The following is a 25,761-nucleotide window of genomic DNA, read 5'->3' on the forward strand; positions in this document are numbered from 1 at the left end:
TTTAGGCTCAATGAACCTGAAGTGTTCCGTACAGTGTTTGATACAGGCCGCTTTCGTTCACCAGATCATGATGGGTTCCTGACTGAACAACTTTTCCGTCTTCGAGCACATAGATCAGGTCCGCCTGTTTCACTGCTGATAAGCGGTGTGCCACAATTAGGGTTGTCTTACCGTCTAAGAACTCATCCAATGCTTCGTGTAAAGCCGCCTCGGTAGCAGTATCAAGCGCTGATGTGGCTTCATCTAGAATCACGAAATCAGGGTCAGACAGCACCATACGGGCAATAGCAAGCCTTTGTCTTTGTCCACCCGACAAACGTACTCCTTGACGGCCCAATTGAGATTCAAGTCCCGCTGGCAATGTCGCTAACATGTCGTCTAATTGCGCGATGCTTAATGCTTGATGAAGAGCCTCATCTGAATAATCTTGGCCTAAGGTTAAATTCTGTCTCATCGTATCGTTAAAGATCATCGGCTGCTGGAGAACCGTCGCGAGCTTTGAGCGTAACTCATCATAGCCAACACTTTCTATCGGGTGACCGTTAATGAGGATATCGCCCCGTTCTTTATGGTAAACACCAAGCAGCAATTGGATCAGCGTAGATTTACCTCCCCCCGAGGCCCCTACCAGAGCAACACGTTTACCTTTAGGAATACGTAAGTTTAAATCTTTAAGTACATTACGTTCATCGTTATAAGAAAAACTGACGTTTCTAAGCTCCACGTCGAAAGATTCGTTGTCCACAAACGGATTCACCGTCGCTACCGGGCGATACTCTTCTTCCAAATCTAATATGGCATTGAGGCGCTTCATTGCGGCAGACGCACTAAACCAAGAATACTGAATGCTCAGGAGATCTTGAATTGGCGATAGCATGAACCAGAGGTAACCAAATATCGCAAAGATTTGACCAACAGTGAGATCCCCCATTAGAACTAACACAATCGCTGCCGCTCTAAAGATTTCAAACCCTATAAGAAACATCAAAAAAGATAGGCGATTGGCTGCGTCGGTTTGCCACGCATAATTGTCCGCATCCACACGAATGGAGTCGGAGTCTTGTTTAAGGCGCTTTAGGTATTCTTTTTCACGGTTTGCTGCGCGCAGCTGATATAAACCGTCAAGCGTTTCAACCAAACGTTGCTGAAAGCGTTCAAATGATTGATTTTCTCTCTTTTTTAGGTGCTTTACTTTTTGTCCCATCAAGCGAGACAAGTAAACAATCACCGGGTTAAGCAGCACGATGAACAGAGCCAACTTCCAATCGAGCCAGAACAATACAGCTGCGATACCGATAATGCTCAATATGGATACAACAAATCGGCTTAATGTATTGCCGATGAAACTGTCGATGGTTTCAATATCCGTCACCAAATGGGACGTTAATGCCCCACTGCCTTTCTCCTCATATTGACGCATGCTGATACGACCCAGCTTATCAAGCAATTGCTGACGCATATAACAAGTGAGAGATTTGGATATGAGCGTAAATTGACGAGTTTGATAGATATTTAACGCCTGGCTTCCCATTCGCATAACCACCACCAAAAACGTGACCATGGCAATGTAACCCATCGGGGTCTGCCACGAATCAAGCATGCCATGATTGAGCAATTCGATACCACCAGCAGGATTGTTTAGCAGAACTTCATCAACAAGTAATGGCATTAACAATGGAATAGGCACGCTCAAAGCGGCTGCAAATACCGCGATAACATTTGCCACCACGAGTTTCTTTTTATGTCGCGCAGCCTGCTGAAGCAACCACGTTTTATTGATATTTAAAGTCGTCAAGATTCACTCTGCCTTTGTACAAAAAAAGCCGCCTTTCCAATGAAAAGCGGCCCGATCATTTAATGGAAACGAGGGTTAAAAATCGTATTTCGCTGATAGCCCGAAGTTTCTACCCGCTTGTGTATAGAACTTGTCTTCTTTTTGCTGTCCACGCACGTCACTCCAATTGTAGTACTCTTCATCCGTTAAATTGAAGATACCAGCCCGTAAAGTCAGATCTTTCATCGGGACATAGTAAGCGGTTAAGTCCACTACTGTCGAACTGCTCGGAGCAAATGCAGGATACGGGTTCCCAAAGAAATCATTGTCTGGCGTTATATCGCTTTGTTTCTTTGCAGCAGTATAAACAACTTTTAGAGAGCTACCCCATACCTCTGACGGCGCATCGTAATTAAATCCTACCACTGCATTCCACGGGTTAACACTATTTAGCCCATTGCCATCACCGTCTTTACCTTCGGTATAAGCTGCAGAAAGGCGCGTGGTAATACCTTGCGGAGCTTCAATCAATTGATGCCAGTTAAGGGAATTAGAAATTTCCGCACCTTTAATGGTTGCTTGGTCGACATTTACGTACTGGTATTGTGATATTCCACCACTTGTGGTGCCTGTTTTCTTCCGGTCGATGAAGTCATCGTACGTGCTATAAAAAACGGCAATTTCCGTTGACGAAGCCGCTACATCGTGACGCCAGCCCATTTCATAGGACAAACTTTTCTCGGCTTTAAGATCCGGGTTTGGAATACTCTCGTAACGATGTGCTGGGTTACCAAATGAATAAAACAGTTCTTGGAAATCTGGAGCACGGAACCCTTGGCTAATCTGCGCAAAGACCTTGTTTGATGGGTTGACGGTGTACAACGCACCAAGTCGCCCTGTTACTGCAGAATCTGAGTAATCTTTATATAGCGCAGGATCATATCCGCCGCCTGCAGGGAAATTATTGCCGGGTTTAGTTTCGAATGAATCAAATCTTACACCAGGGGTTAAGATAAACTGACCAATAGTAATTTCATCTTGTAAGAACAACCCGTATCGGCTTTCGCTAGCTTCTGGCATGTAGAATACCTGAGTATCAGGCTTAGTCGAGTTATACTCATCGTTTGTATTGGAAATGTCTTTCGCACTAAATGACGCACCGTACACAATATAATGTTCCGCGCTGCCCATCATAAGGTATTTTTCTAACTGAATATCCCCTTGAACGCCTTTATCGCTGTACACATAATCTTTCTTTTGCACGTTGCCATCAGACAAATACGTACGATCAGTTATCCCGTTGGTTTTCTTAGTTAGGTAGTCAAGCTGCCATTCAAGACGGTCAATCGCGACGTTGTTTACATCCCAGATATGCTTGATTCCGACACGAGTTCGATCCGTTGTATCTTTGCCTGTGTAATCTTTATAATCCGAATCGTTAAAAACTGTATCGGTAACGCCTTTTACATATTCGCCCGTAAACTCAACGCGGTTGCTTTCATTTACTTGATACTGAAGTTTAACTAAAAGATTGTTTGCGTCTGTGTCTTGCTTTCTATCGTCACTGAAGTTGTTTATTTCCCCTCCTGCGCGATGAGTGTAAGCAACTAAACTCTCCAAATCACCCGTTCGATTTGCTAATGCGACAGACTGTGAAAAGCTATTGTCTGATGATGAATAATTAAGTTTGGCATGACCACCAAAGTCTTTGCCATCTTTCAAGAAATCTTTCGGTCCTTTTGTTTCAAACGCAACGATACCTCCAATAGCATCACTGCCCTGCAAGGAAGAAGCTGCGCCTTTAACGATTTCGACCGACTTAAGCATATCAACATCGACGTCTACCCGACCTGAGTTGATAAATGAATAGCTATTAATAAACTGGTTTGGCTGCGAAACGCCGTCGACCAAAATTTTTACTCGGTTCCCTTCCATTCCTCGAATATTAATGCTTTGAACGCCTTGACGCGAATCCGCTTGAACATTAACACCTGGCGTATAGTCGAACAGGTCAGCGACGCTATTCACCATATTCTCTTCAATATCTTGGTCCGATACAACCGTCACCGAAGCGGCGGTGTCTTGAATAGTTTGATTGCTTCGAGTAGCCGAAACGACTACTTCATCAAGTGAGTACACTTGATCGTCTGCAATAACATAACTAGAAGCAAGGGTTGCGGTAATCACCACCGCTAAAGGTTTTTTGATAAACATAATCTATTCCATTTAAAATATTTTGAGCGCAGCAATCCTTCAGCCAATACGTAAGATTGGCTGATTTTATTAGAATGAGATTGAGCTTAGGTTTGGCTTAGTTAAGCCGTAAGGTATTAGATCAATACCGTTATGCTAGGTTTGACTCTTTTTTATGTCCTTCATCTAGATGAACGAAACTCAGCAAATCGTCTCCAGATACATCAAAAGCTTGCCCAAATCCTTTTACATAACGCCCTTTTTCCGGTGTAAGTTGGTATAAGTTGAAGTCAGCTAACGAGCTTAAGCTATCCACAATATCGCCGAATCTTGCTTTTAGACACGCGATAGCGGCAACGCCGATTTCCGATTGCTTATCAAGGCACTGTGCTTGAGTGTCAAAGCCCAAACGGCGGCGAGCATAAATGGTTTTGGCTTTCGATTCGTCTTCTATCATCATAATAGAAACAGATTTAGCTGTTTTAAGGTTCTGCCCGTGTTGAGCAATATCGCTAACTAGAATGAAATAGCCATGCTCGTTATGAGCAAAAGGGGCATAACTAACATGTGGTATAGCGCCATTAAGCGTTGCCAATTGCAACGTTTGGCATCCGTCTCGGAATTCCTGGATTTCTGGACCAATACGATTTTGTAATCTTTCTAATTTAACGCTGCTCATTCCGCTAGTCTCCCTTTTAATTGTTGGAACGCTGTCACTTGCTCAGATAGCAGAACTCGTGCTTTATCTCGGCCAACATACACTTTAAAGACGCAATGACCTTTAGTATCGAAAAATCCAATATAGTGGCTTTCCATACCTCTAAACGGTTTACTAACAAATGCAACGTGTTCTATCGCATCGATCAGTAGGTGACCGTGCAACCCTTCTTTACCCATAATATTATAGTAACCATGGGACACCTTTCCTTTAGGGAACGGGTTTTTGAATTCAAAGATCGAACCAAATGAATGAACGATCGTTGTCACAGGTCCCCATTCCGGTAGTAACTGTAGAATGGATTCCGTATGAGACCCCTTTGCTATGGCGACTTGATCCGACGGTAAAGCAAAAGTTACCTCTCCTTCGGTCAAATTAAGTTGTTCTGCTAATGAAGAGACAGGGACTCCACTGTCTTTATCTAGCGCACCATGAACTAAACCTTTCACGTCTTCGTATGAAGTTTGCGAAAACATCTTTTCTCCTTTAAGCCAAAACGGCTTTAATTTTATTGTTATCTGTTGAGCTATTATTGTGCATTGAGCTTGGAATAGGGCTCCGCTTTCCTGCGCCCGTTTGAATCACTTGTATCAAATTTTGTGCGAGCGTTGTTGCCCAAAATTCACCGGCTAACGTGAGTTCAACATAATCTTCACTTAGTTTAATCAAGCCATTTTGGTGCCATGCTATAAAGAGTGGCTGCAATCTTTCAAAAAATGCTTTTTGAGCAACGGTATTTAACCCTTTTCTGGAGAGAACACCTTTATCCATCGCTGACTTAACAAAGCTCGTGATTGCCCGATCTGGCGCACTACGCATGACCATACCAACAGGGAAATTTTGTTGTTGGATGGCCTCTATGTATTTATCCATGTCGCGATGCTGCATCATGTTTAATCCACCCACATTGCCGCCCGCACCAGCTCCAATAGGCAAAACTTCGGCCGTTGTTTTGGCCAAGCTGTTATAAATACTGCGTTCTCGGTTAGTTGATGCCCAGTGATTCACACTTAAGCGTCTTTGATGATGCTTTGCCATGAATTCAACCCCCATTTGAAACATAGAGGCTTTTGTTGGGGTGTCTGCAGGGTAAGGTAATTTGCCTTGTGCAACCGCCCTTTCCATCGGCAACCCTTTCATTTCGATCAGTTGATATAGGTCAACACCATCAACACCAACTTCAAGGTAGGTTTCCAAATCTGTTTGCCAGTTTTCTAGGTTCTGATACGGCAAGCCATATAACAAGTCGATCACTATCGGTGCCGCGTTGTAAGACATCATGCTTTGCAATGTCTCTATTACGTAGTCTTTGTCATCTAGCCGTTTCGCACTTCGTCTTACCTGGTTATCAAAACTTTGAACACCAAACGAAAAACGGTTGAAGCCCCCCTCTAAAGCCGACTCAAACTTGTCTTTACCGAAACGATTTACGCGTCCCTCCAACGTTATTTCACAATCAGCCGTTAATGGGAAATTTGCTCGAATGGCTTTTCCAAGTTGCTCCAATTGCAACGCAGATAGATCCGTTGGTGTGCCACCGCCTACGTAAACAGCTTGAAATGGTTGGGCTTGCGTCCACGTCATGGCTGCCTTCCAACGTATTTCCGCCAGCAAGGCTTCAAAGTACGATGCCATCAATTGCTTTGAGGATGCGTATTGGAAAAAGTTGCAATAGGTGCATCTCACTCGACAAAACGGAATGTGAATATATAAACACCGTGGCGCGCCAATGTCCTTTTGCGCAGAGTTATCTCCTAGGGCTTCTGCCAAACAGTGCTGGACCTGTGGTGGTGGCACCATGTCCATATGACCACCTGCGTGTGCCGATCGCTTTCGGCTAAATGCAAAGCGCAGCGGGTCTGGGGTAGAAAGGCCTACGATATCCGTATTTTTAGTATCGATTTCAAACATAGCAGTCTATTAATTCACGAACAGAGTGTGGTAACTGAGCTGCATAGTACATATTCAACCTGATAATGTAAATAATAATTGATCTCATTCGCAATTAATGGATAATTATACAATACGCTATTGGTTATGGTTATTGAGGTCAAAATGGAGTTAAAAAGGTATTTAGTTTTTGCTGGGATTTCGCTCGCTATTCATGGAGTTGCATTCTCTGCTAATTATAAGCCAATAACGATTGCTCCCATTGCTGACAAGACTGGGGCATCAGTAAGCATCCAACTAATTCAGCGCTCAGCAAGTGAACCAACACCTCAGGCGGTTTCTGAAGTAACGCCAGAATCAATACCAAAAACCAAACCAATGGTTGAGCCTAAAGCTGAACCCAATACAACGCTATTAAGCAAGTTAAAGTCCAATCCAGTTGCTCAACCGAAAGCAACAATAAAGCCAATCCAAAAGAGTGAGCTAATAGAGAAAGAAAAAAACACTAAACAGATAACGAAACAACCAGCCCAACCGAAAGCGGCGGAAACTGCGTTGGTAAAAAATAAGTCAGCACAGGTTAAACCGAATAACAAGAAGCCGGTTCAGTCACGCCCAGTCGTAAAAGCCGATGTTGTATCCCCTGTTGTAGCGAAAAAAGTAGTTAATCCGCCCGTCACGTCAACACCCGAAGAAGCAATAAAGCCACCGCAACAAGCGCGTTCTTCCACCCCTAAAATGGTTAAAAAACCAAGCTTTAGTGCCAAGCCTACCCCCATTGAATACCCACGCAGTGCCAAGCGTAGAAACATCGAGGGGTTAGTCTTGGTTGAAATTTGGATCGATGAACAAGGCCATCAAACTAAACAAATGGTCATTGATTCATCTGGCCACCCAATGTTAGATCAAGCGGCGATTAACGCCATCACAAAGTGGCAATTCAAAAGCTACCGCGACCAAGGTCAGCTCATTGCACACCGCGTACAAGTTCCTATTACCTTTGAGTTAAATTAACCATGCAAATTCTCCAGTCTATCCAATCTCAACTTGGACTCATGACGTGGCCACTCGCTGCCATGTCTTTCATCACATTAATGATCTTATTAGAGCGTACGCTATTTCTGGCGTTGAATACCCGAACCAAGAGCAACGCTCTTTTAAACCAACTGCGTTCGTTAGATCTCTCGGATGCTAAAGAAACGGACGCACTTGCAGCGCAACTCAATAAGGCAAAAATTACGGTATTCCAAGGCGCAGGTATGCTGCTAGCACATCGACGTTTTGACAAGTCCCTCAGAGAAGAAACCGTGTCTATTTGGCTACAAAGAAAACGTCAAACCTATACTTCGGGCCTGCGTGTTCTTTCAATTATTGGCATGATCGCACCTTTGGTCGGCCTACTGGGAACCGTAATTGGCCTTATTGAAATGTTCAAAAGCCTCGCGACAACATCGGGGTCTATCGAACCATCACAACTTGCCGATGGGCTAGGCTTGGCTATGTCTACCACAGCCGCAGGCTTGCTCATCGCACTCCCTGCCCTCACGGGCGCTCAGTTATTTCATATGTGGGCCGACAATACACTCGCAAAAATTGAACACGGCCTAAATCACTGTAATTTGTTTATTGAGGGAATAAACGCTGATCTCGCTTCATCACCGACTACACAAAATATTGCTGAAGCGGATCACATTAATGTTAATCACGCCACGCTCGATGAAAATAAGCGTTGGAAACAACCTGCATGATTCGTTCAAATAGTCAGTCTACGTCTTCTGACTTTAAGCCGGATTTAACACCATTACTCGACATCATTTTTATTGTCATGGTGTTTTTATTGTTAACCGCGAACATCAATGTCAAAACGATGCAGTTGGACATCCCCACAACGGATCAAACTCAAGTTCTGACCGAACCAGACACTCAAGTCATTGCGGTCAACATACTGGAAAGTGCACCCAACTGGGCAATAGACCAAACCACTTACTCAACATGGGCGGGCTTTTCTGATGCCCTTGTTGAAACGAAAAAGAAATTTCCTAAGCGAGAAGTCGTGATCGGTTCTGATAAATCAGTGCCTGTCGAAAAAATGCTTCAATTACTCGCATTCATGCAACAAAACAAAATCGATGCAACGAGCATCATGATGGAAGAAAAATAGTATGAAAAACACATTCCCCCTCCTTTGCACACGTTCACTGGTCATCGGCGCATTTTCATTAGCGTGCGCGTCATTCTCTATCAATGCGCAGGAGCGTATTATTAGTGCTGGTGCTAACATCACAGAGTTGTTTTTTGCACTTGAAGCACAAGACCAACTTGTTGCGGTTGATGTCACCAGTAAAAGTTACGTCGTCGGAACCCAGATCCCTCAAGTCGGTTATCATCGCCAGTTATCTGCAGAAGGGCTGATGGCGCTTAATCCGACTCGCTTGATCGGTTCAGATGAAATGGGCCCGGACACCACGCTAGACTTATTAACAGCCAGTAATGTAGACGTCATGACTATGCCGTCTGGTAATTCAATTGATGCGTTGAACCAGCGTATAGACATCATTGCTGACATCGTGGAAAAACAAGATCGAGCCACAAAAATCAAACAAAAAGTAGCGCAAGATATAGCCAACCTAGAACGCAAGAAACTTAACGTGCAGCCAAAGGTTATGTTTCTAATGATCAACGAAGATCGCCCTGCGACTGCAGCAGGTTCTAATACGCCTATCGATAAGATCATCTCGTTGTCTGGCGCACTGAATCCTGCAGCAAAAGAAATGGAATCTTATAAGCCCCTTTCCTATGAAGCAATCATCAGCATGCAACCGGACTATATCCTCGTCAGTGACCGCGCTTGGCACACGTTTGGTGGCAGAGAACAAATTTTGGCGAAACTGCCATTGCTAGCGGCAACACCCGCAGGGAAAAATGGTAGCATTATTTCAGTACCAAGCCGTGCGTTAGTCGGAGGCTTTGGCCTACAAAGCCTTGAGTTGGCAAAAACGCTCAATGCTCAATTTGCCTCTCACTAGTACTGATTGAACATGACCGTATTTCCTATCAACAATATTAAAACCAAAAGTCTGCTTATCATTGCGATAATTGCGTTATACGCAGCGATCATCGGATCCGTTGCACTAGGACCCATGGATATTACGTTAACCCAAAGCATGAATGCACTGCTTCCTGATTCACTTAGAAGCCATGATATTCCAAACCACATTGCGTTGGTTATTCAGCAAATTCGTTTACCAAGAACCTTGTTGGCCATTGCTGTAGGTGCAATTTTGGCGATTTGCGGCACAGTTATGCAAGGGTTGTTTAGAAACCCTCTGGCTGATCCTGGCATCATAGGGGTCAGCGCCGGCGCTTCATTGGGCGCTGCGATAGCCATCGTCCTATTCGGTTCTCTGGCCGAAAGTTACCCGAATATTTTGTTGTTTGGAACCGTTCCAATCTTCTCATTTTTGGGTGGCGCTTTAACCACCGTTATGGTTTATAAATTGGGCACCGGAGCCAATGGGACATCCGTCACCATGATGTTACTCGCCGGTGTTGCGATTGGCGCATTAGCTGGTGCAGGATTGGGGTTGATGAACTATTACGCCGATGATCAAGCCTTACGTGACTTATCACTATGGACGATGGGCTCATTAGCCGGTGCGAATTGGGGAGGGTTAGGATTAGCGTTTACAACGCTGATCATCTTGTCAGGTTTGTTTTACCGATACGCAGAGCCGTTAAATGCCCTGCTGCTTGGAGAATCAGAAGCCAAACATCTGGGTATAGAAGTGCAGAGTTTAAAACGAAAGTTGATCTTACTAACTGCAGCAGGAGTTGGTGTAACCGTTGCCCTCGCTGGGATGATTGGTTTTATTGGGCTTATTGTTCCTCATTTAGGCAGAATGCTAATTGGGCCAAATCACAAATCATTGTTACCTATTTCTATGCTTATCGGAGCGCTGTTACTTTTGATCGCCGATATGATTGCTCGTACAGCGGTCGCCCCACTTGATATGCCGGTTGGCATAGTCACCGCACTGCTTGGTGCTCCTTTCTTCATGTGGCTTCTAATCAAACAAAGAGGTCGTTTGTAATGAGTATCAACACAGACAGTGCCATTGAATCAAAAGCAACGGTAATCCATTTAAAAAATCTGAGCCTCACTTTGGGCAAACGCACCATACTTAAAAACATCAGTGCTGACTTTAAAGCCGGAGAGCTGACCATTTTGCTTGGCCCTAACGGTACCGGAAAAAGTTCCTTATTAAAGCTCATCACCCAAGAATACCCAAGCAATGGTGACATCCATTTTTTCGGCGACCACGTAGACCAATGGAAACCAAGTTTATTAGCCAAACACTTAGGCGTTCTTCCCCAGTCGAGTAGCCTTACATTCAATTTTTCAGTTAAGGAAGTTGTCGAACTTGGTGGCATCCCACTTGCTTGCTCTGCCGAGCGTGTCCAAGAAATTGCCAAACAAAATATGTTAGCTACTGACGTTTTCCATTTAGCCGAACGCGCCTACCCAAGCCTTTCTGGCGGTGAGAAACAGCGAGTTCATTTAGCGAGGGTATTAACGCAACTGGCACAAAGTGACAGTAAGAAAGTGCTTCTATTAGATGAACCAACCTCAGCGTTAGATCTGTCTCATCAACACAAAACTTTGTTGCTTGCGAAACGGTTAGTAAGCGAGGGTGCCGCCGTGATCATTGTCATGCATGACCTCAACCTCGCGGCGCAATACGCAGACAGGGTGATGATTTTGAATGAGGGAAGCATCGCAGCCGACGGTTCCCCTTGGGAAGTGCTCACGCAAGAAATTATCGCTGAAATATACCATTGGAAAGTTCAAGTGATCACTCACCCGACCGATCAATACCCATTAATCATCAATACTTAGTCAGCGTAGCCGCAATAGCATTAACGAGTATTGGCCTGTAACCCGTACAGGCCAATATATGGGCTAAATTTAGTTGAATGCTCTCGCTAACGTTCCGCTTCCTTGATATTGGTAAGCTTTTGCGTCGTTACATATAAATGCAGACTCGCCCGCCGTTAAACGCAGCGACTGCGCTCCGGACTCAAGCGTCACGTCACCTTGGATGCAAAACACAATTTCAGCACCACGGACATATTGAGTGATAGCCTCGTTTTCAGCGGCCATTACTTCAAAACCAAAATCATCCACTGGAATTGGGTAGCCAATTTTGTTGCCCATTTTGTACGCATCGAGCTTAATCTCTTTTTCTAAAATGCTGGCAAAAATGGTATTCGCCATTAATTCATCTACATCCATGAACTTTGGTGTTAAGCCTGCACGGAGTACGTTGTCTGAGTTAGCCATGATTTCAAGCCCCGTGCCTTTTACGTAAGCATGAGGTGTTTCTGCGTGCAAAAACATTGCCTCACCAGGTGCTAGTTCAACGACGTTTAACAGCAATGGCGAAAACAGACCAATATCTTCTGGGTAGTCTTGGGCGAAGTCAGCAACCAATTCGAATGCCTCTCTTGCCATCATTGTATTTGGTTTGGCTAGAATGGCTTGTTTTAGCTCTGACAACGCGGTTTGTTTTTTGTCTCCAGACAGCGTCATAACGTCTGAGAAAAACTGACGTAAACCCGTTGAATTCGGAGTACGTTTTAGTAGATCGAGTTCATCGCTTAAAGAGTTAATTTTAGCGGCTTCAAACAATGCCACAATGTGCTGGATTTCTCTGAATCCATTCATGGCTTTATAGAACGTTAACGCATAAACCAATTCCGGTTTATGGTTTGCGTCTTTGTAGTTTCTATTGGGTGCATCAAGAGCAATGCCTTGTTCGTTTTCTTTGGCAAAACCCAATTGCGCTTTTGAACGGCTTGGGTGAACTTGCACAGACAGCGGTTTGGCCGCTGACAGGACCTTAAACAAGTATGGTAGTTCACCGTAACGCTCTGCCGTATATTCGCCTAACACAGCGTTTGGGTTGTTTTTGATAAGCTCTGATAACGACAAACCGGTTTTAGCGACTTTCGAACAACCATTCGGGTGAGCCCCCATCCAGATTTCTGCTTGCGGCTCATCATTTGGATTTTCTATACCAAACAACTCACCAATGGCACTTTTACTGCCCCAAATATAGTTTTGAATCACGTTATCTAATTTGAAAATGGTATCGTTCATTAACGTATCTCTTTCATTAAGTCTTTGAATGCAAGCTTATTTAACGAATAAGTTTTGGCCTAGCTTCGATGTGGTGGCGATATTTCTAGCGGTTCGGGTTAGACATATCACAAACGACCTCAAATTTAACCTTTGTACATTGAGAGTGCAAATGAGTTAAATCAATATAATTCAAGCTAGAGAGTGCTAATCCACCTTTTTTACATTGCCGCCATTTACCTTGCGAAATGCCCTATCCGCCATCGACCAACGGGAGGTGGACGTATTGGGCATGAGGAAACACCGTTCGAATCCGTTTTCGATGCTCTGCGCTGCTTGCTTGGCTGTTAGTGACTCTTTAAATGAATCTGGATCTATATCTATTTTCATCGTAATTCATCCTTGTATGCTTAACTCTCTGACTAAGCAACGTATCTAGCAGCATAAACAATAAGGCTAAAACTCAGCAGGAACTTCAAATTCCAACACCTCATTGGTTATTGGGTGGCTAAACTTCAAATAACCTGCGTGTAAATACAGCCTGCTGTCTTTAAAACCGTATAGATCATCGCCAACAATTGGAGTATTGAGTCCCGCTTGGTGGGCGCAATGAACACGTAACTGATGCGTTCTGCCTGTTTTGGGGAACAGGTGCACTTTAGTGCGCTGATTATTCACTTCTAGTATTTGATAGCGTGTTTCTGCTTTTTTGCCCAGTTTATGGCAAACCATTTGTCTTGGCCTGTCTTCTAGGTCTCCACAAATGGGCAATGTTATTTCACCAGTAAGTGCTTCTCCTCCGTCATCGGAAATGGCCCCCTCTAAAAGTGCCGTGTAGCGTTTTTCTACTGTTCGCTCAATAAACTGCTTTTGTACATGCTTATTGGTTTCTGCAGTAAGCGTTAACACCAATAGGCCCGACGTCGACATATCCAAACGATGGACAATCAATGGCCCCGTTGCATTAGGATAACGCTGTTGAATGCGAGCATGGACGGAGTCGGAAATATATTTACCGGAAACAGACAGAAACTCAGCGGGTTTATTCACTACCACCAGCACATCATCTTCGTAAACTATCTCTAGCTCTTTATCGAAAGATGGGGTTTGCTCTAATGGGCTTTGGTCCAATGCAATGCCATTCAACATATGTTCTAGAATCTCGAAGCACTTGCTTTGACATACTGGATATAGGTTTTTATGCTGACGAATCGAGTCATAAGGTGGGCTGCCCCACCAAAACTCAGCCAGCGCTATCGGCTTAAGGTTATGAGTAAAAGCAGACTGCAATAGCTTTGGCAGGTTCTGTTCACTGGAATGAGGGGTTGCATCGCCACCATCAAACAATTGGTAAAGACTCTTAAGCTCACCCGACTGATTTAAAAACTGACAAGCTTTATTCGATGCAATGCTCATATCAGCGATAAACTGGCTACAAACTTCCCGCTGCTTTTCTATTCGAGAATGACAATGGGAGACTCTATCAGCAAGTTGCTTGAGTGACGCCTGCCATTGCTGTTTTAGCGCTTTAAATTGCCTTTTTTCTCGGCTACTTTCATTACCAAGATCTTTGATAACATCATCTAGACTCGCGAGCGAGTTTAATGAAGCAAGACGAGATTCAGCCTCGACCCTAAGCGCTTTCCGTCGTTTTTTCCCCTCAGACATTAACAGCTGATGATCGGCTATCTCTTGTTCAGATTGGCGTGTTTTATTACTCAATTCACCCGTCAATGCACTCACATCGAGCGAAATTTCTAATTCAGACAGTTGTGAATTCGCTTCGTCTAAATCTCGTTGAAGAGTTGCAAGTTGTTGGTGATGAGTGTCGATATCATAAACGGCACTCACAAACCTATCTGACTCGGTAACCCAACGCCCAGCGTCCGACTGTCGACCAGCATAAGACGACAGATACCCTAATTGCCCGTGTTGATTTTCAACCACCAATACGGCAAACATATTGCCTGTATTAAGATGTTCAGCTCCTGCCTCACCCTTTGCTTGGGCGCTTTGCAAAAATGCTAAGTGCGCTTGTAACTCTTCCATTGCGACAATGGCTATCGGATGTGGCGAGTAATAATAGGGAAACGTAAAGGAGTCAGGCAACGTGTGTTGTGTTACGTCTGCCAAAAAAGGCGTAAAAGAAAACGGGTTAAAATTAGCATTGTTATTTGGCGTCATTATGAACTCGGGCATAGATTAGCATTGGCACTGTTCTGTCTTAGAACAAAGGCATTAACCTTGCTTCAAGAGCGTGCTCAGATTTGGGATGAATTGCAGTTATCGCCGGCTGTAGAAGCTATAGCAGCAATAAAACCAGATAACACATAACTTCAGACATCTGTTGAACCGCGCCAAGCGCATCACCGGTGTAGCCCCCTACTTGCTTAACCATCCAGCGGCTAAACCACAGACGAGCAATAAACAAAACAGAGACAAGGATCAATGCGGTCTTAACCGGAAGCGCAATGAACACCACCAATGCAGCAATACTCCCTAAGATAATCGCATCCGCTTTGCTGTTAGCGCTTTTTGCAATTTGCAGTTTAGATTGTTCAGCTTGGCGAACATAACCGTGGGTATGAACAAAACTGACCGATAGCGTTCGGCTTAATACGTGTGCAACGATAAGTGCAGTGGGTATTTGGCTTAAAGAAACTAACGTCGTATATTTCAACAAAATGAGCATCACCATGCCCAATAACGCATAGGCACCAATTCGCGAGTCTTTCATGATCTCCAGTTTACGCTCGGCAGTAAAGCCACCACCGAACCCATCGCAGGTATCAGCAAAACCATCTTCATGAAAAGCACCCGTTGCATAAATGCTGAATGACATTGAAAGCACAACCGCAACTTCTATCGGCCAAAGCAACTGACAAATATAATAAACACCGGCAGTTAGCGAACCAATTAACAATCCAACAAGACCGCAGTACTTGTAAGATTCGTTTTTCCGTTCTTCACTATAGGGAACCGATGCCGAGATAGGAATTCGAGTAAAAATAGCGACAGACAATAGGACAACCTGCCACTCTCTTATTAGTTTATCAATCATTGCTTTTTTTGGTTTCTCTGTTGAGGCTTCTAGGTGTGATTACATAAGAGTTACGTAGGCCAGTGCACTTCAGGCCAAAGCTTACCGTCGCTATCATGATAAACGGTTATCTTTATTTTAGCCGCGTAAGGTATGGTAAGCCGCTGCAAATACACTTCATTTCTGGCCAGTTGTAGGACTTGCCTGATGATTTGTTTCATCACGCCACCATGAGTCACAAGCACAATTTTTTTACCTCTATGTTCTTCCAACATGGCACCCCACGCGCTTTCAATACGCAGGTCATAACTTTCGACCGTTTCGCCGTTAGGTGGTGTATTTTGCCAAGGAGATGCCCAAAACTGAGTTAACGCTTCTTGCTGATTATCCCAAACTTCTTGTTTTGGCTTACCATCCCAGTCACCAAAATGGATTTCTTTAAAATCTGCATTCATCTCCAATGGACAACAGTTTTGCTGACTGTACTCCAGAGCAAACTGTTTGCAGCGTATTAAAGGAGAGCTCACCACAATATCAGGAGCCTCGGCATCACTCATCGCATTTCGCATTTGCTCTAACCCTTTCGGCGTTAAAGGAAAATCAGTATGCCCACGAAAACACGCTTCCCCCTCAGGAAGGCCATGCCTTAGCAGCTCGATGTGCGTTGTTGTCACTTAGTTAACCCTTTCAGTCACAAATATTATGAGATAATGCGTTAATTTCCGCTTGATAGACAGTATTACATACTTTTAAGTCGGTGCGTGATTAGAAGCAGGTCAACGCTAGCGTCTGACCTGAAGGAATTAAGATTTCCGACAACCTGAGCTTGGTTTTACCTGAATGTATAGCACGACTTAACTTGTACGCCCTTCAGAGTACGTTGGCAGTCCCGCATATAATTCACACCAGTTAGCCTTATAGTCAGTCTAAATCTGTGCGTCAACTTTTGTTGGTATATCGACATCAAATATTGAAGCTGCTAACTCCATGTTTTCATGAGACTCACCTTTTACTCTGAATCATAAACTTGAGTCACAGGTAAAACAGAATGTCCGTATAGTTCCATTAGATGCTACGAACTCTTTAAGCCGTTCATGACCAGATAGCCAGTTTAAACCTTTAACTCCAACTAGCGTCCCAAAAGCGGCATCATGAAATTTACGGCACATAGAGCAATGACAACTTGCGACTCTTGCTCCTGAGTCTAGGAACGTTCGCTAGTGTCAGCCTAGCATAACTGTCACATCCCCCCTGAAACTCACTTTTGTCGGGTGGACGACACCTGTTACCAAGTCATTGGCTATTCAACATGATTATTTAAGTGTCATTTTTAATGAGTCAATGCCAACAAAACAACAAAGACTCCAATATTTACAACTACGACTCTTTTTTGTCTTCTAACTCAAAGTAATCACCTAGTATGACCTAATCCCACTTGAATGCATCACGAGATAAAAGCTCTGATACGATATCAGCCGACGACGATACCCCAGATAAACCAAAGGCTCCCACGTCACCAACGTGTACATCAATGGTTTGAGTTAAGCCGGTTTCTGGCGTCACAACGAGCTCAATCGTCTCATTGTCTGATCCGATAGACGCATTTACGTGAGTGAGGAGATTTGTTAGATCAGTTCCATCAATTGCGTCTGGGAGAATGTCTCTAAAATCAAGTTTATCACCGCCAGCCAACTCGAAATCAGAGACTTCATCATGGCCAGCAACCGAGTTCGTTTCACCTTGATGCCAAATGAAAATATCATTTCCAGAGCCGCCAGTGAGGATATCATCCCCTTCCCCCCCAGTGAGGAAGTCATCTCCCTTAAGCCCATACAAACTATCTGAGCCTCCTGTTCCTGTGACAGAGTTTGCTGAGTCATCTCCTATGTGTTCAGAGACTTTTAACGTCCCGTTTCCAAGCATACGTATGATTTGGTCAGCACTCGACAAAGCTGAAGCATTTGGGTAATCAAGCAACGTATTCAGATTCATCGATTCAAATTCAATGGCTTGAATCACGCCAGATCCATCATTTATCGACAACAAAACATCTGAACCTGATTCAACTAATGAAATGCTGCTGGTCAACGCGTTTAAGTTTGCTAACGAGTCTGCAGACACGATGCCACTAATATCAATGCTATCATTCGTTGCATCAAATTCACGGATAATGTCTCGCCCAGGAAGTCCGTTGACTAGCCCCAAAGAACCTGAAAGCCATACAAACGTGTCTTGAGGGCCAGCAGAAGAACCGAGTGGATCACCAAACATAACTTCATTGTTGGCCGTCCCAGTTAGGATGTCAGCGCCTATTGTCACCACCCCATCATAGAAAGCACCGTCGACATCTATCGTTACCGTTTCTTGAGTCACGGCTCCATGAGTATCTGTCACCTGAATGGTAAAGATCTCCTGACCCGATGATCCAGCGTTCAAGGATGTTGCGCCCGGCTTTGATTCATCAATGTTGTACGTCCAGGCTCCAGTTTGATCAATCGACAACGTACCGTACGTGCCTTCTTGATCGACAATGGACCAAACTAAGTCGGTATTATTGCTATCTGCATCAGAAGCCGTGAAGCTACCTAGGGCCTGTGTTGTATAACCAACAATCGCATTACCCGCCGCTATTACACTTGTTATTTGTGGTGCATCGTTTCGTCCTGTTACTTCGATAGAGACTGTTTGATTCTTAGTTGCACCGCTAGGATCGGAAACCTGAACAACAAATAACTCACTATCTGTTTCACCCTGCCCTAGAGCATCACTACCTGGAAGAGTGTTATCTATTTGATACTCCCAATTACCAGTCAATTGATTGAGAACAAAATGTCCATATTGGCCTTCAGCACTTCCGACGATTGTCCATGTGTGAGTATCGTTTGTATCCGTATCAACGGCGCTTAGCGAACCACCAACGTGAGCCACAGCATCTTGAGTCGTCGACGTTGACGTATCTCCAGAAATAGAAGGAAGATCATTCGAGCCAGAAACGTCTATCGTTACCTCTTTTGTCACTGTATCTGTCCCATCAAACAAGGTGATAGTAAACGTATCTTGCTCCGTTTGACCTTGCGCTAAGCCTTGTACTGCTGGAGATGAATTTGCCAACGTATAGGTCCACTGACCATTAGCATCAACAGTTAAGCTCCCATAAGTACCTGCGCCGCCCCCTTGAACATCCCAGGTGTGGCTGTCATTTACATCAATATCGGTAAAATCCAAATTACCTTGTTGTGTAGCGGTTCCATCTTCAACGACGCTTCCTGTTGTTGGGCCCGTTATAATAGGAAGATCGTTGGTACCATTAACGGTTATCGTCACATCTTGAGTATGGCTAACGTTGTGTTGATCGGTGACTTTCACTTGGTAGGTAATGTCAATCGATTCACCATTACCAAGCGCTTGGATATCGCTATGAGTATTTGTCAGGTTAAAGCTCCACTTACCATTTTGATCAAGCGACATATCGCCATATGGTGAGGTATTGCTTAGCAACGTCCATTTATGTGTGTCTGCCGTTTGAAGAACGTCTGGGTCGCCAGTTTCCAGTTGACCCGTTAGCATGGTATTTGTATCTTCATTGGCATCTGCAGTAAGATTACCCGATATTTCAGGAGCATCATTCTCGCCATTGATAGTAATATCAACCGAAATTGTGTCCGTTCCTCCAAAGGCATCCATCACTGTAATTATTGCGGTATCCGTAATGCTCGAACCTTTCGCTAGGCTATTTACCGTCACATTATCGCTGTCAATCGTGTAAATCCACACACCTGTTGTCGGATTAACAACCAAGGCGCCATAACTCGCCGAAGTAGTGACGCTATAGCTGTGACTGTCACTTTCATCGAGATCGCTAGTTACTAAGTTTCCAGTCGCCGTCAGGGTTTGGGTTTCTGAAACAACCCCCGTAGAGTCACCGGATACTTCTGGTCGATCATTTGTGCCCTTTATTTCAATGGTCACGGTTTCTCGAGTGGTAACACCAAAGCTGTCCACCGCTGTGACAATAAAGCTTTCCGTTACAATGTCACTCGGTGATAACTCCTGCACATGTGGCTGCGTGTTGTATAAACTGTATGTCCAATCACCGTCACTCGTTATTTCAAACTGGCCATATGTGCCTTGAAGTGCATTGCCACCACTGGCTGTTTTGGCGATGAAGCTTGCAGTGTCATCCGTATTAGATTCAACGGCGACTAAGTTGCCTGTTGTCACTACCGCGGTATCTTCAACTGAATCTCCGGTTAGATCGCCAGTAATAACCGGCTCAAGGTTCGACCCAGCTATCGTAATGGTTACAGGCTTAACAGACTCTAACCCCAGAGCATCGACCACTTTGACATTGAATATATCTGTGAGTGTCTCGGTTTCGCCTAGATTCTTAACCGCGTCGATGCTTTTATCTAGCTCGTAGCGATATTGCCCTGTTACAGGATCTAGAATCAGCTTACCGTACGTTCCATTTTGTTCGTTAGCCGTCGTTTCATCTGGTAGGCTCCAAGTATGGGTATCTGTTGCATCAACGTCACCATCATTCAAATTACCCACTATTTGACTATCATCATCTGTATTGCTGATGGTAGCGGCCAATTCGCCAGTAATGTTAGGCCCATCATTCGAGCCATTAACGACGACGTTGATCTGCATTTTAACGGGATCACCGTTACTATCGACGGTCGTTTTACCAAACTCATCCACAACAACAACTTCAAATATCTCGGTTAATGATTCACCCACATTTAGTTGATCAACGGCAGGAACCGAGCTATTTAAATTGTACGTCCAATCACCAGACTCATTTAACGTCAGTGTTCCATAATCACCAGCCCCCGACGCCAAATGCCAAGCAGGAGCCCCTAATTCTGCGGGTGCCACTAATGTGCCCGATTTTGAAATATCAGTGTCTTCAGTGACGTTCACGGTCTCTACGACTGGATCAGAGATTTCGACGTCGTCCGCTGTACCTTTAATATCAATAGTGATGGTTTGCGTACCGGTATCGTTAGCCTCTCCTGATGAATCCTTCACCTCAACAGAAAAAGTATCTTGCAATGTTTCGCCATGATCAAGAGCTTGAACTGTCGCGTTGTTATTATCCAGAATGTAATCCCAACGACCAGTGATAGGGTTTAATTCAAGGTGTCCGTACAATCCTTGAACGATGTTATCGCCATCTGTATCTGCTGATAATGACCAGGTATGACTATCACCATTATCGTTATCATCAACTAACAACTGACCCGATTCTGATGTTAGCGCATCCTCGGTAACCGACCCTGAGATTTGTCCGGTCACCGACGGTTGATCGTTTGGTGTCCCACCGCCTCCAGGGCCTGTGCCATCGTCTGCTCCCAACACTGTGATCACCACTGGATACGTAGCAGACACACCGCCAGCCGTATCTTTGGCTGTCACATAAAAGGTGTCTGTTGCTGAATCCCCTGCGACAAGGCCACTCGCTGCAGGTTTAGAATCGTCCAGTACAAATGTCCAAATGCCATTAGAATCTATGGTCAATTGGCCATAAGATCCATCGACTGGCGAGACATTCCACTCACTAACCGTATCAAGTACATCAACATCGGTCGCGTATACCATGCCTTGGGTCGTTTCCCATGTGCTGTCTTTCGCTACCCGACCGGTATCCTCACCTAAAACGATGGGTAAATCATTAGTCCCTTGAATTGTGATAGTCAGAGGTTGATTCACCACTCCACCAAATTCATCAAACGCATGAACGTTAAATACTTCTGTGTGGGTTTCTCCTTCGCGCAAACCTTGTACGTTTTCTGAATTGTTATCGACTACATACGACCACACGCCAGCATCACTAATAGTCAAAGTGCCTAAGTTACCCGTTATCGTCGCACCGATAAATTTAACGGTGTCTACGGCGTCTGTATCGGTTCCACTCGCTACATCCGTGTCGATGTCTGCTGATGTAATTGTGCCTGACAATGGACTAGCGGTAACATCCTCTTCGAATGTCGCTGTAGTATCACCGCCTAATGTTGGCTTATCATTCGTCCCTTGAATCGTCACGACAACGTTTTTCGACGCGGTTAAACCTGCTGAATCTGTCACCGTTACAGTAAAGGTTTCTGTAATGGAGGTGGTGGGCGATAAAGCTTGGATTGCAGGCGCATTCATATCGGTTACGGTATATGTCCAAACACCTGCAGAATTGATGATGAGATTACCGTAAACACCGGTGGCATCATCTATGCTCCAACTCGACGTATCATGTACATCTGGGTCGCCGGATTTTAGTTTTCCAGACACAGATGTCGCACCGTCTTCAGTGATTGTGCCTGTAACATTCGAGCCTACGAGAGTCGGCGCATCGTTTGTTCCGGTGATCGTCACTTCAACTTGTGCGGTGCTGACCTGGCCAAAGCTATCACTTACTTGAACTGTAAATGTATCAGTAACGATATCGCCGTTATCTAAGCCATTTACAGCAGAAGCTGTGTCATTTAACACAAATGTCCACTTGCCATTCACATCTATTGACATGGTTCCGTACGTGCCTGTTGGCTCAACGATCAACCAATCATGGCTGTCAGACCCATCAGGATCACCCGAATCTAACTGGCCAATCACCTTATTATCGACTCCAGAGACTCCTGTGCCGACAAGTTCGGTAATGGTGCCGGTTTCATCGCCAACAATCAGCGGGGAAGTATTGGTACCGACAACATTAATAGTGATGACTTGAGTGTCTGTTCCGCCATTTCCATCTGAGACTTCTATCGTGAACGGATCATTCACGACTTCACCAGCATCTAGCGCAACGGTTTCTGTTTTTGTAGAGTCAAGCGTATAAGTCCACATCCCAGTCGTTTCATCAATACTTAATGTGCCATACGTACCTAATAACGATCCCGAAAGGCCTGTTCCGGTTTGAACTTTCCAGCTATGGGAATCTGTTGTATCAACGTCCAATGCAACCAATTTACCGCTGGTTTCCTGTTGACCAGATACGGCTTCTATAACCGTTCCTGAGTTGGGGCCTGTGATAGTCGGATCATCATTATTACCGTTTATCGTCACCACGATATTCTTTTCAGTTTTCGCTCCGTGACTGTCTTCTACGGTCACCCGGAAAGTCTCGGTGAGTGTTTCACTATCAGCCAAAGCTTGAACTTGAGCTTTTGTATTGTCTAATGTGTATGTCCAATCACCCGCAGGCGTCAACACAAGCTCACCATATCGGCCTGAAGGATTGAGTGCTTCATATACATGAGTATCATCCGCATCGACATCACCATCAGTTAATACCCCAGTTACAATCAAGCCAATATCTTCAGTAGCATCCCCCGTCAAGTCGCCTTCTAATGTTGGTATGTCATTGGTACCAAAAATAGACACTTTGACCGTTTTCGTTTTTGATGCTCCTTCCTGGTCTTCAACCTTCACTTGATACGATTCAATCACTTTGTCACCAGCATCCAGATGTTGGGCTGCGCCATTGTTTAACGTAAACGTCCATTTTCCTGTCGCCGATAATACAAATGTTCCCAAGCTTGAGGCAGGCGAAGACACCACTGTCCAAGTATGAGTATCCCCTACATCTTTATCTCCGTGATAAAGCTGTTTTGTTACACTCAGTGTGCCATCTTCAGTCACATCCCCTCTTCGGGAACCCCTTAATCTAGGTGCATCGTTTGTCCCTGTAATGGTGATACTTATTAGCTGAGTATCAGTACCACCTTTCCCATCGTCTACAATAATAGTGAAAAAATCTTTTTTGGTATCGCCTTCACCAATCCGCTGGACACGATTACTGCCGTTGTTCAGGTTATATGTCCATTCACCATTCGCATCGATAGACAAGCTACCAAAATTACCAACACCTCCGCCACTCACCGACCACGAGTGATCATCAATAACATCGACATCCGCTACTGCTAAAGTGCCAGTAGCAGTATAGGTAGTATCTTCTTTGACGTTACCCGATGAGTCACCTGAAATAGTCGGTTGGTCATTATCACCCTTGATGGTAATCGTAACGCTTTGATTAGTAATACCACCGTAGGTGTCTGCTACTTTGATGTTAAATATTTCTGTAACCGTTTCATTTTCTGCTAGCTTTTGAGCTTCTGCGTTATCTAAGGTATATACCCACTTTCCTGTCGATGGGTTAAATGAAAACAAGCCGTAAGGCGTATCAGTAGCGCTTGTCAAAGTCATCGTGACGGAGTCAGGAACATCAGCATCCGATGCGACTATGGTTCCATCAACGGATAAAATCGTATCTTCCTCAACCACCCCAACGACGTCGCCTGTAACCGCTGGCAGATCATTGGTTCCTGTGACAGTTAAGTTGATGACCTGTTCAACAAACCCACCATGGTTATCACTTAAGCGAACGGTAAAAGATTCACTCACAACTTCACCTTGATGTAACGAGTCCACGCGGGTGCTCACTAGGGTATAAGTCCACAACCCATTTTGGTCGATAGACAAATCTCCATAGGTACCTGTTCCTCCACCATTCACAGCCCAAGACAAGGTGTCTAACAAATCAATATCATCAAACACTAACTGACCCGTTGCCACAGTCGTCACGTCTTCGACAGTCGCTCCCGATGTCACACCAGAGGTAATAACGGGGGTATCGTTGTCACCCTTAATAGTGACCGTAACAACTTGAGTATCGGTTAAATCTCCATCACTGACTTGAATCGTAAAGGTATCTGTTACAAATTGGCCTTCTGACAATGACTGTACAACGGTATCGTTATTATTCAGGACATAAGTCCACTTGCCATTCGCATCCAAAGAAAAACTACCGTAAGTCGGAGTTCCAGTTGTGAGATTCGTCCACGTCATATCAGATGACACATCGTGGTCAGGATCGCTCACAACTAAGGTTCCTGTCGTTTGATAACTCGGGGTGTCCTCTTCAAGCGAGCCCGTTACACCGACTGCCGAATTGATAACCGGAGCATCGTTGGTACCCTGAATAATGATTTCAACCGAGCTTGGCGTGCCATCTATAGAGGTGATATTGAAAGTGTGTCGAACTTCATCTCCAACTTGCATTGAATCAAACGCGCTATTAGCAAGAAAAGACCAATTACCATTCGATAACAAAGTTAGAGTGCCAATAGGCCCTGAAACCGTTGCAGGCGTAAAGGTGTTATCTGGGTTATCAACATCGTCGCTGGTTAATGTGCCTGTAGAGGTGAGCGCTGCATCGGTTTCAGCGAGTACTTTATTCACGGAAGAAACTGTCGCGGAATCGTTCGTACCCGTAACAGTAATAGTTAATGTTGTTGTATCTGTGCCACCGGCCTCATCGGTCACTGTCACAGGGACAACGACTTCAAGTATTTCGTTTTCAGAAAGAAAGTCGTAACTACTTGCATCAAATATGTAGCTGCCATCCGTATTAAGTGTCAGCCCAGCAGCGGTACTAGTTGTTGTAAAGCTAAGTGAATTACCTACTGGAAGATCTACATCACTCGCCGTGACATGACCCGCGATCATACTATCTTCAACAACGGCATCAACTTTAGCGACCGCGACCGGGTCATCGTTCGTACCTGTTATTGTGATGGTTAACAATGTCGTATCAGTACCACCAGATTCATCAGTGACGGTAACAGGTACAATAATATCCAGCTTCTCGTTTTTAGATAAACTGTCGTAGCTAGACGCATCAAATGTATATGAACCATCAGAGTTAAACGTTAATCCTGTGGCTGTCGACGTTGTCGTAAACGTTAGATTACTACCCGATGGCAAATCGACATCCGACGCGGTTACAACACTATTTAAAATCGCGTCTTCAAGTACATCGGCAGTGGCAATGTTTGCCACAGGATCGTCATTCGTACCTGTAATGGTAATGGTCAGCGTTGTGATGCCTGTCCCGCCAGCTTCATCGGTGACAGTGACAGGCACAACAATATCTAGCGTTTCGTCTTTGGATAAACTGTCATAACTAGACGCATCAAAACTATAGCTTCCATCAGAGTTAAACGTTAACCCTG

17 protein-coding genes and 2 pseudogenes are annotated in these 25,761 nt (G+C 44.5%); 6 read left to right on the forward strand and 13 right to left on the reverse strand.

Annotated features, from left to right (window positions below):
• Nucleotides 1–7: 7 nt before the first annotated feature.
• From QWZ04_RS10565 to hutW, 5 genes are all read right to left on the reverse strand, one after another.
• Nucleotides 8–1,780, reverse strand: a complete 1,773-nt coding sequence (locus tag QWZ04_RS10565) for an ABC transporter ATP-binding protein (protein ID WP_435433603.1) — start codon at nucleotides 1,778–1,780, stop codon at nucleotides 8–10.
• 90 nt (nucleotides 1,781–1,870) lie between these two features.
• Nucleotides 1,871–3,988 (reverse strand): TonB-dependent hemoglobin/transferrin/lactoferrin family receptor, encoded by a 2,118-nt coding sequence (locus QWZ04_RS10570; RefSeq protein WP_290327748.1) that lies wholly within the window; start codon nucleotides 3,986–3,988, stop codon nucleotides 1,871–1,873.
• Nucleotides 3,989–4,118: 130 nt separating this feature from the next.
• The gene (gene hutZ / locus QWZ04_RS10575) at nucleotides 4,119–4,646 is read right to left on the reverse strand and encodes a heme utilization protein HutZ (RefSeq protein ID WP_290327749.1); all 528 of its coding nucleotides are present in this window, start codon (nucleotides 4,644–4,646) and stop codon (nucleotides 4,119–4,121) included.
• Entirely contained in the window at nucleotides 4,643–5,161 is a 519-nt protein-coding gene (gene hutX / locus QWZ04_RS10580; RefSeq protein WP_290327750.1) for a heme utilization cystosolic carrier protein HutX, read from the reverse strand. The genes hutZ and hutX overlap by 4 nt, the downstream gene beginning before the upstream one ends.
• A gap of 10 nt (nucleotides 5,162–5,171) precedes the next feature.
• Nucleotides 5,172–6,596: a heme anaerobic degradation radical SAM methyltransferase ChuW/HutW gene (gene hutW / locus QWZ04_RS10585; RefSeq protein WP_290327751.1), complete on the reverse strand. Its 1,425-nt coding sequence runs from the start codon at nucleotides 6,594–6,596 to the stop codon at nucleotides 5,172–5,174.
• Between the two features lie 144 nt (nucleotides 6,597–6,740).
• On the opposite strand from hutW, the gene QWZ04_RS10590 reads away from it, so the two are divergent.
• From QWZ04_RS10590 to QWZ04_RS10615, 6 genes are read left to right on the forward strand one after another with little or no spacing between them, the layout of a single operon-like run.
• Nucleotides 6,741–7,589 (forward strand): energy transducer TonB, encoded by an 849-nt coding sequence (locus QWZ04_RS10590; protein WP_290327752.1) that lies wholly within the window; start codon nucleotides 6,741–6,743, stop codon nucleotides 7,587–7,589.
• 2 nt (nucleotides 7,590–7,591) lie between these two features.
• A complete protein-coding gene (locus tag QWZ04_RS10595; protein WP_353958852.1) occupies nucleotides 7,592–8,323 on the forward strand; it encodes a MotA/TolQ/ExbB proton channel family protein in 732 nt (243 codons plus the stop codon).
• On the forward strand, nucleotides 8,320–8,736 hold the full coding sequence (locus QWZ04_RS10600) for an ExbD/TolR family protein (protein ID WP_290327754.1): 417 nt from the start codon (nucleotides 8,320–8,322) through the stop codon (nucleotides 8,734–8,736). Before QWZ04_RS10595 ends, QWZ04_RS10600 begins: the two co-directional genes overlap by 4 nt.
• Before the next feature lies 1 nt (nucleotide 8,737).
• Nucleotides 8,738–9,601 (forward strand): heme/hemin ABC transporter substrate-binding protein, encoded by an 864-nt coding sequence (locus QWZ04_RS10605; protein ID WP_290327755.1) that lies wholly within the window; start codon nucleotides 8,738–8,740, stop codon nucleotides 9,599–9,601.
• Between the two features lie 12 nt (nucleotides 9,602–9,613).
• Nucleotides 9,614–10,666 (forward strand): FecCD family ABC transporter permease, encoded by a 1,053-nt coding sequence (locus tag QWZ04_RS10610; protein WP_290327756.1) that lies wholly within the window; start codon nucleotides 9,614–9,616, stop codon nucleotides 10,664–10,666.
• Entirely contained in the window at nucleotides 10,666–11,472 is an 807-nt protein-coding gene (locus QWZ04_RS10615) for a heme ABC transporter ATP-binding protein (RefSeq protein WP_290327757.1), read from the forward strand. The genes QWZ04_RS10610 and QWZ04_RS10615 overlap by 1 nt, the downstream gene beginning before the upstream one ends.
• A 69-nt stretch (nucleotides 11,473–11,541) precedes the next feature.
• On the opposite strand, the gene manA is transcribed toward QWZ04_RS10615, so the two are convergent.
• The 8 genes and pseudogenes from manA to QWZ04_RS10650 all read right to left on the reverse strand — a co-directional run.
• Entirely contained in the window at nucleotides 11,542–12,735 is a 1,194-nt protein-coding gene (manA, locus tag QWZ04_RS10620) for a mannose-6-phosphate isomerase, class I (RefSeq protein ID WP_290327758.1), read from the reverse strand.
• Nucleotides 12,736–12,820: 85 nt separating this feature from the next.
• On the reverse strand, nucleotides 12,821–12,910 hold the full coding sequence (locus QWZ04_RS23605) for a hypothetical protein (protein ID WP_353958853.1): 90 nt from the start codon (nucleotides 12,908–12,910) through the stop codon (nucleotides 12,821–12,823).
• A gap of 60 nt (nucleotides 12,911–12,970) precedes the next feature.
• Nucleotides 12,971–13,104: pseudogene (locus tag QWZ04_RS10625) on the reverse strand (glycerate kinase); the annotation flags it as partial.
• Between the two features lie 66 nt (nucleotides 13,105–13,170).
• Nucleotides 13,171–14,898 carry an RluA family pseudouridine synthase gene (locus QWZ04_RS10630; RefSeq protein WP_290327759.1) on the reverse strand — a complete coding sequence of 576 codons (1,728 nt, stop codon included), beginning with the start codon at nucleotides 14,896–14,898 and terminating at the stop codon, nucleotides 13,171–13,173.
• Between the two features lie 118 nt (nucleotides 14,899–15,016).
• Nucleotides 15,017–15,775: an adenosylcobinamide-GDP ribazoletransferase gene (cobS, locus tag QWZ04_RS10635; RefSeq protein ID WP_290327760.1), complete on the reverse strand. Its 759-nt coding sequence runs from the start codon at nucleotides 15,773–15,775 to the stop codon at nucleotides 15,017–15,019.
• A gap of 50 nt (nucleotides 15,776–15,825) precedes the next feature.
• A complete protein-coding gene (locus QWZ04_RS10640) occupies nucleotides 15,826–16,428 on the reverse strand; it encodes a histidine phosphatase family protein (RefSeq protein ID WP_290327761.1) in 603 nt (200 codons plus the stop codon).
• Between the two features lie 345 nt (nucleotides 16,429–16,773).
• A pseudogene (locus tag QWZ04_RS10645) lies at nucleotides 16,774–16,938 on the reverse strand (GFA family protein); the annotation flags it as partial.
• Between the two features lie 241 nt (nucleotides 16,939–17,179).
• Nucleotides 17,180–25,761, reverse strand: an 8,582-nt coding sequence (locus QWZ04_RS10650; protein WP_290327762.1) for a VCBS domain-containing protein, incomplete at its 5' end; no start/stop codon positions are given.

It is taken from the genome of Vibrio tapetis subsp. quintayensis (assembly GCF_030409945.1).
GTDB lineage: Bacteria > Pseudomonadota > Gammaproteobacteria > Enterobacterales > Vibrionaceae > Vibrio > Vibrio quintayensis.